Here is an 8195-nt window from a genome sequence, read left to right as displayed (position 1 = left end):
ATCTGAGCCGATTGTTGAGAAATTGGTGGAAAAGTCGATCGCGCCGGAAGTCAAATCTGAGCCTGTGGTTGAGAAATTGGCGGAAAAGTCGATCGCGCCATCCGTCAAATCTGAGCCTGTGGTTGAGAAATTGGTGCAAAAGTCGATCGCGCCATCCGTCAAATCTGAGCCTGTGGTTGAGAAATTGGTGCAAAAGTCGATCGCGCCATCCGTCAAATCTGAGCCGGTTGTTAGTGAAAAAGAAGTTTTAACCGCAGAGAGCGCAGAGAGCGCAGAGGGAGGAGTAAGAGAGAAAGTAATCAATGAAAAGCTTGTTAAAAATGCCGATAATCCGGAGGTAGAAAAAGGCGTAGAGACAGCAGTTATGCCAATTGTAGCTCCTGCACCAAAGCTGTGGAATCTCACTTTTGATACTGGTGTTTTCAAAGTCAATAATCCCAATGGCTTAGTCAAATTTGATTATCTATTTGACGGCGGAGACTATCAAGGAGAACTGGCGATATTCAATATCAAAGGCATGAATAAGTTCGACCGTCAAGAGGATTTCATCAAAGAAGCAGCGCGTCGCGCTACCAGCAATTCAGCCGAAGGTTATGTCGTCATCAATGATTTAACTGAAGGTGCAAGATTTAGCGGTAAAGTCAGTTACGAGGACAATTACAACAAAGGGAATTATCAAGGAATTAAATCCTTTGCCATGAAGTCCGGCGACGAATTTGCTGTGATGTTAGTTCCCAACGGAACCGTGCAGCAGGTATGGCAAAATCCCACTCTGGGCGGTAATTTGCGACCTTTATTTTCCTTGGGAACTGCGAATCCTAACGATGAGTTTTCGCTGCGGCAAATTGCTGATGTTACTGGCGATGGCAGTACCTTTGCGATGGAGGATTTGCGGGCAGATATCTGGACGGACAGGGATTATAACGATATCACGTTTAAGGTCATGGGAGCGACTGCTAAGGCTCCTTTGTTGGCTGGGGCGATCGCACCCGATCGCGACTGGACAAAAACTGATTTTGGCGCAGACTTAGTTAAGTACGCTAAATCGGAAGTTGATTTCAAAGGCGATAACAATACTATTGCCAAATCGCTGTCCGATCGCGTAAATTACAGCGTGCAAAGAGCCGAAGTTCTCAACAACTACGAACCGGAAGCCTTGGCGCAAACCAAACAGTGGGTTGTGGGTGTTACTCCCGGCAAATCTTTCGCAGATTTTGCCAACTTATTTGAAGCCAAAAATCTGGGTGCGACGGGACATATTCCCAACACTTATATCTGGGAATTGCCTGCAAATGTCACAGCAGCCCAAGTGCAGTCTCGGTTGGACAATCTTAACGGCGTCGAGTTTGCTTATCCGCTAGTTGCGATCGAACTCAAGCCGCAATCGATACCCAACGATACTCTATTCAAGCAACAGTGGAACTTGCAAAATACCGGCCAAACTGGCGGCACTCCCGGTGCGGATGCTAATGTTACTAAAGCTTGGGATACGGCGAAAGGAAAAGGAGTTGTCATCGGGATTGTCGATGACGGTTTGCAGCACACTCACCCGGATTTGCAAGACAGGTATCGTGCCGATTTGAGCCGGGATTTTAATGAGATAACTAACGGCGTTTACGACAAAGATCCGATGCCAAATCCTAACAATGCCCACGGGACGGCAATAGCCGGAATTGCCGCCGCGACAGGCAATAATAACTTGGGAATTAGCGGTGTTGCACCGGAAGCATCTTTAGCTGGTTTGCGATTGATTGCTGGGAAGGTAAATGACACAAATATTGCGGATGCTTTGTCTTATCTCAGAAATGACATTGACATTTACAACAACAGTTGGAAAGCCAACCAACCATTTTTGGCATTACCGATGGCAGAATATCAATTAGAAATGGGGGCTACCAAAGGTCGAGATGGATTTGGCAGTAATTTTGTATTTGGTGCGGGGAATGACAAGCAGCTTGAAAGCAATGTTAATTTTAACAGTTTTGCGAATTCCCGTCACGCGATCGCCGTTGCTGCGATCGATCACAACGGCACACAAACATCCTACAGCGAAGAAGGCGCGCCAATCTTAGTATCGGCTTATTCCAAAGGGCGTTTTGAGAATTTTGCCTTGAATGATAGCAAGGCAAAATTACCAATTCCCGATAACGCGCAAGTTATCTCTAACCTCACATTTACCAACATACCGGGAGTCATAACTGATTTATCTGTCCGTTTGGATATTCAACACAATCGCAACAGCGATTTAGATGTGTTTCTCCTGAGTCCATCCGGTAAAAGAGTAGAACTCTTTACAGATGTTGGTGGAAACGGCCGCAACTTCCAAAATACTTTGTTGTATGACAGTGCAGAAAAATCCATTACTGAGGGAATTGCACCTTTTAGCAGCAGCTACGGTTTCCGGCCCGAACAACCGCTATCGAATTTTGCAGGTGAAAATCCCAACGGCATTTGGAAGTTAGAAATTACTGACGACGAAACAGGACAAGTTGGCACCCTTAATAATTGGGGAATTAATATCAGCACCAACGGTGTTGTTACTACGGATTTGATGGGTGCGGACGGTCAAAGTCCGGGGAATTATACTTACAATGCTGGCGGTACTTCTTCGGCTGCGCCTTTAGTTTCCGGGGAAATTGCTTTGATGTTAGAAGCAAATCCGACCTTGACGAGGCGAGATGTGCAGCACATTTTAGTCAACACGGCGAAACAAAATGATGCCTTCGATTCTGACTGGCAAAAAAATGCGGCTGGCTACAATATCAATCATAAATATGGTTTCGGGGCTGTTGATGTAGCTGCCGCAGTTGCCAAAGCTAAAACATGGACGCCTGTAGGTACGGAAATTGCCCTTCGCTCTCCAGAAATATCGGTGAATGCGGCGATTCCTGACGCTAGCGAGACGGGAGTGGAACGGACAATTAGATTCGATGAAAATATCACTGTGGAATGGGCGGAGGTGATGTTTGATGCGACTCATACTTTCCGGGGAGATTTGAATGTCACGCTGATTTCTCCCGACGGTACGGAATCGATTTTGGCTAAACCAAACAATGATAACGGTGACAATTACAGCAAATGGGTGTTTACTTCTGCCCGCAATTGGGGAGAGTCATCGGTGGGAGATTGGAAGCTGAAAGTTTCGGATGGGGTGACAAAAGAAATAGGTACTTGGAATTCTTGGCAATTGAATCTTTTCGGCACTAAACCGACGGTTTCACTGGTGGCGACTGATGCCAATGCTACGGAAGGGGAAGATCCGGGCGAGTTTACGATTACTCGCACTGGGAATACTAAATTGCCGCTGACAGTGAATTACGCAGTGACAGGACTCAATAGTTGGTCGCCACCGGAAGCAGAGAATGGTAAAGATTACAACCCTTTAAGTGGCGTTGTTACTATTCCGGCTGGTCAATCTTCTGTCAAAATCCCGATTCAAACTATTGACGATACCGTGACTGAACTGCCGGAATCTCTTGTATTGCAGTTAAAGGCAGATAATTCTTACGAGATGGGTTCTAGCAATCGCGACAAGGTGACAATTTGGGATAGCGAAAGACCTGAAGTTCAAGTTTTTGCAGAATGGTATTCTGGGAAAATTGGCAATTTCCAACGGGAAAACTACGCTTCTGAATCTGGGAATTTGGCTTATGTTACATTCCGGCGCAGCGGCAGTTTAACCAAGGATTTGACGGTAAATTACTCGCTGACGGGAACTGCTACTCCTGGTACAGATTACAAAGCTCAATCTGGTTATCCACCTATGTCTGGAACCGCTGTCATTCCTGCCGGCCAACACGATGTTGCTTTTATTGTAGAAGCGATCGACGATATGTTAGTGGAAGGGGAAGAAACCGCGATATTTTCAATAATTCCCAATACTAACTACAAAGTTTTGGAGGGTCTTGGCACCAGCAAAACCACAATTTGGGATAACGATGACAAACCAACGGTCTCAATAATACCTACAAAGGATACTGCTTCTGAATACGGCGAGTTGGGTCAATTTACATTTACCCGCACTGGCAGTACGGCTAATCCGCTAACTGTAGATTATTGGGTAGATCCTAATTGGTGGCCGCGCGCTAAAGATGGTGTGGATTTTCAGTTGTTGAACGGTCAAATTGTGCTTCCAGCTAATCTTTCTTGGCTGGCACAAGACCAAAAGAAAGCCTCAATTGTGATTCCTGCTGGTGCTTCTTCGGTTGCAATTGACGTAAAACCGATCGATGACACCATATCTGAAGACAAAGAAAAAGTGCGTTTGTTGCTTGTAGAAAATCCTGCCTATGCGATCGGCAAAAATGACGGTGCTGAGGTGACGATTATTGACAACGATACTCCAACCTTCGAGTGGAAGCGGCAGTCGGGGATATCAACAACTGGTTACGATTCCTCGAACGCGATCGCAGTCGATCGCACTAACAACATTTACACCGTCGGCCGCACTTCTGGCAACTTAGATGGCAGCAATCAGGGGCTGTATGATGCCTGGATATCCAAGTATGACAGCACTGGACAGCAAATTTGGAAGCGACAAGTCGGAACTACTGCTTATGACGCTGCTAGCGGTGTTGCTGTGGATGATAGCAACGTATATGCGATCGGCTCGACAGACGGCGGTTTGGGAAATACGAGCGATCGCACTTCCTGGCTTGTCAAGTACGGCACTAATGGCGATCGACTTTGGAAACGCGATTTGCTAACACCAGATTATTACGTTGCCCAGGGCGGAGTTTCTATTAGCAATGGCAGCATACATATCGTCGGCCGCACGATCGGCAATGCAGCGGGAAGCGGTGAAGTTACTACCGATGCTTTTGTTGCCAAATACGATATCAACGGCAATCTAATTTGGACAAAACAAATCGGAACTGCTGCTTGGGATGAGGCGAAAAGCGTCGCGTCTGACAGTGCGGGCAATATCTACATTGCCGGATCGACTAGGGGCAATTTGCAAGGCACAAATGCTGGCGATGCTGATGCTTGGTTGGCAAAATATGACAGCAACGGTAATGAAATTTGGACGAAACAGTTAGGAACAATAGCGGAAGATGAAGCTTTTGGAATTGCGGTCGATAAGGGCGATCGGGTCTACCTCACCGGGCATACCAAAAATAAATTAGGAGATGTTTTTACAGGGGATCCAACTGAATGGGTAGGCGAGGAAAACGGTCAGGGGGGCGCGATCGGTCCAGGCGACGACACTAAATTAGGTGGCATTTATTACGGAAATGCGGATGCTTGGGTTGCCCAATTTAACGCCGTAACTGGTGCATTGAATTGGAAGCGGCAGTTAGGAACATCGGCTTACGATTCCTCAACTGGAGTTGCCACCGATATTTATGGCAACGCCTACATTACCGGGCGCACCCGCGGCAAATTGGGAGAAAACTATGCAGGCGGCGATGATGCTTGGGTTGCCAAGTATAACGTCAACGGTGCATTGCAGTTGAAGCGGCAATTGGGAACAGTTGGCGACGATGTTTCTAACGGTATTGCTGTTAGCAGTGCTGGGGTTTATATCGGCGGCGTTACTTCCGGGAATGTCGGGGGAAATAATTTGGGAGGTGATGATGCTTGGATAGCTAAATTGTCTTAGTCCGACAGTTTGATATTTCGATAACCTGACAGTTTGATATTTCGATAACCCGACAGTCCGACAGGGGTTTAAACCCCTGTCTCATAGCTAAAGTCCTCGCTCAGAGGACTAAAATATCGCTCTTTTTGTAGAGAACTTGCACTCATTAATTACAGGGAGATAACAACAATGCCTGACGAACAAACAAATTACGATTGGCAAATTCAGCGAACTACCTATCTAGGTTTGTCTGGTCAAGAAATTCAGACAGTTCGAGGCGGTTCCATTTCCATAACCTCCGACAGTCTGCAAGAGATATCTCTGGATTTCTTGTGGGGAAGAAGAATCAGGCGCGGTTCGGGATTTAACCCGATCGACCCTCCAGATATTGACATTCCGGCGGGATTGTTTCAGCAACCTCCAAGTCAGTTAAATTGGTGGCAAGTTCGCTCTCAATCTGGTGGCTCAAATCCGCCTGAATTTGGGTTGATACCTACTGATGGAAATACTGTGTCTAGTAGCGATGTTTTCTATCTAGCTTTGGGGGGGGATGTCGATCCGAATGTTGTGTTCCTAGATCGGATAACTAGGAGATTTACTAGCAGCAATCCGAGTCTCGATGATGCTGTATTTGATGTAATAGTCAAACAACCTTATACGGTTTCTCAGGTGGAGACAAAACCAGGGATAGGCGTTCCTCCGGGGAACGATCCGGGGTTTCCCAATCCACCTGAAGCTGTGCCGGAACCGAGTTTAGTTTTCAGCAGTTTGGTTTTCGGCACTGTCAGCATTTGGATGCGGAAACAGCGGGGTAAATTGAAAGCTGGGCGCAAGTAAATCGCCGCAAATTTCATGGGCTGTAGGGGCGGGTTCGCCAACAATATTTGATACCCACCAACAATATTGATAAACCCGCCCCCACCACGCCAATAACCTACATGAACCTTAATTTCGATCGAATCCGACTTAAATACCCCCTTTATTCTTTAGTCCGCGAAGGCGGACTTTGTTTGTCTAGAAGCGATTTCAATCGCCGAATCATAAAAAGGGTGACTAACCCGGATTTGATATTAATCGCCTCTAGTCAGCTAAAATGTGATATCATATTTTTGTCTTTCATACATTAATCTGCAATGAATAAATCACCCTTGCGCGTTCAACTTTTGGTCGCCGTTGCTTTCTCTGTTTTAACGGCTTCTCCAATATTAGCTGCGATCGCTTCTAATACAAGTTCACCCACTAATTCTATTGTTAAGCCTGAGACATCTGTGCAATTAGCGTGGGGAAGAAGAGGTCAACGCAGTTGGGGAGCTAGCCCGATCTAGCCTCCTGATATTGACATTTCTGCTGGATTGTTTGAGCAGCCTCCAAGTCAGTCATTAACCTGCACTGATATTTGGCACAATTCACCAGAGTCCGGCAGGGAATTAATTCCCTGCCTCATAGCGAAAGTCCTCTGAAGAGGACTGTTAAGATGTGTTTGAGAATGCTGTTTTTTGCTCGATTAATTGCGACTTATATACTCGCTCGCTTTCCCCGCAGTCCGGCAGGGAATTAATTCCCTGCCTCCTAGCGAAAGTCCTCTGAAGAGGACTGTTAAGATGTGTTTGAGAATGCTGTTTTGAATTAATTCCCTGCCTCCTAGCGAAAGTCCTCTGAAGAGGACTGTTAAGATGTGTTTGAGAATGCTGTTTTTGGGTCAATTAATAGCGACTTATATACCAACCCACAGTCCTCTTTAAAGGACTTTCGCTATGAGACAGGGGTTTTCAACCCCTGTCGGACTATCGGGCTGTCGAGAGATCGAACGATCGAATTGTCGAAATGTCGGACGATCGAATTGTCGAAATCTCTGACGATCGGGTTGTCGGAATGTCGGACGATCGGACTGTGGTACTATGGTAAAATCGGGCGATCGTCCGATCGGCTAGTCCGGTGAATTTATGAGAAGATAATTGAAAACTCAGCTAAAAAATCAAGAAAAATATTTATGGCAATGTGGCGGCTGTACTATCATTTAGTTTGGGCAACAAAAGAGCGACATCCTTTGATATCTCCTGCAACAGAAAGAGAACTTTACTCATATATTACTGGCAAAGCGGACAGTCTCAATAGCATTGTCCACGCGATCGGGGGCACGGAAAACCACATCCATTTAATAGTTTCTATTCCTCCAACACAATCGATCGCGGAATTTGTAAAAAATATTAAAGGTAGCAGCAGCCATTATCTCAATCAAACTTTACGAAATCCAGATAAATTTGGCTGGCAGGAAGGATATGGAGTATTTTCTTTAGGACAAAGACAGCTAGAACAAGCAGTCCCTTATGTTCTCAATCAAAAGGAACATCATTTGCAAAACACTGTAAATTCGCATTTAGAACAGATTACTCATGAGGACGATCGGCCTGCCCGGTGGCATCCGAATCCACCCGAAGGTTCATAGAAAACCATCTAAGAGCGACTTAAATACTAACTCGCTTGCCTCACAGTCCGGCAGGGAATTAATTCCCTGCCTCCTAGCAAAAGTCCTCTGAAGAGGACTGTAAGATTTGTTGGAAAATGGTGTTTTTTGCTCGATTAATTGCGACTTAAATACTAACTCGCTTGCCTC

The 8195-nt window shown here is 45.9% G+C and carries 5 protein-coding genes; all 5 read left to right on the top strand.

Going from position 1 to position 8195, the window contains the following annotated elements:
• Positions 1–25: 25 nt before the first annotated feature.
• The 5 genes from JGK39_RS31705 (at position 26) to tnpA (ending at position 8027) form a co-directional block, all read left to right on the top strand.
• Complete coding sequence (locus tag JGK39_RS31705) at positions 26–5602, top strand: S8 family serine peptidase (protein WP_293298770.1); 5577 nt, start codon at positions 26–28, stop codon at positions 5600–5602.
• Positions 5603–5770: 168 nt separating this feature from the next.
• Positions 5771–6418, top strand: a complete 648-nt coding sequence (locus tag JGK39_RS31700) for a hypothetical protein (protein ID WP_293298773.1) — start codon at positions 5771–5773, stop codon at positions 6416–6418.
• 296 nt (positions 6419–6714) lie between these two features.
• A complete protein-coding gene (locus JGK39_RS31695; protein ID WP_293298775.1) occupies positions 6715–6906 on the top strand; it encodes a hypothetical protein in 192 nt (63 codons plus the stop codon).
• A 491-nt stretch (positions 6907–7397) separates the two neighbouring features.
• Positions 7398–7520, top strand: coding sequence for a hypothetical protein (locus JGK39_RS31690; protein WP_293298778.1), 123 nt, complete (start codon positions 7398–7400; stop codon positions 7518–7520).
• 51 nt (positions 7521–7571) lie between these two features.
• Entirely contained in the window at positions 7572–8027 is a 456-nt protein-coding gene (tnpA, locus tag JGK39_RS31685; protein WP_293260061.1) for an IS200/IS605 family transposase, read from the top strand.
• Positions 8028–8195: the final 168 nt, after the last annotated feature.

The sequence above is a fragment of the Microcoleus sp. PH2017_12_PCY_D_A genome (assembly GCF_020738565.1).
Classification (GTDB): Bacteria; Cyanobacteriota; Cyanobacteriia; order Cyanobacteriales; family Microcoleaceae; genus Microcoleus.
The sequence above is the reverse complement of the archived record's forward strand: the minus strand, read 5'-3'. Positions and strand labels throughout refer to the sequence as shown.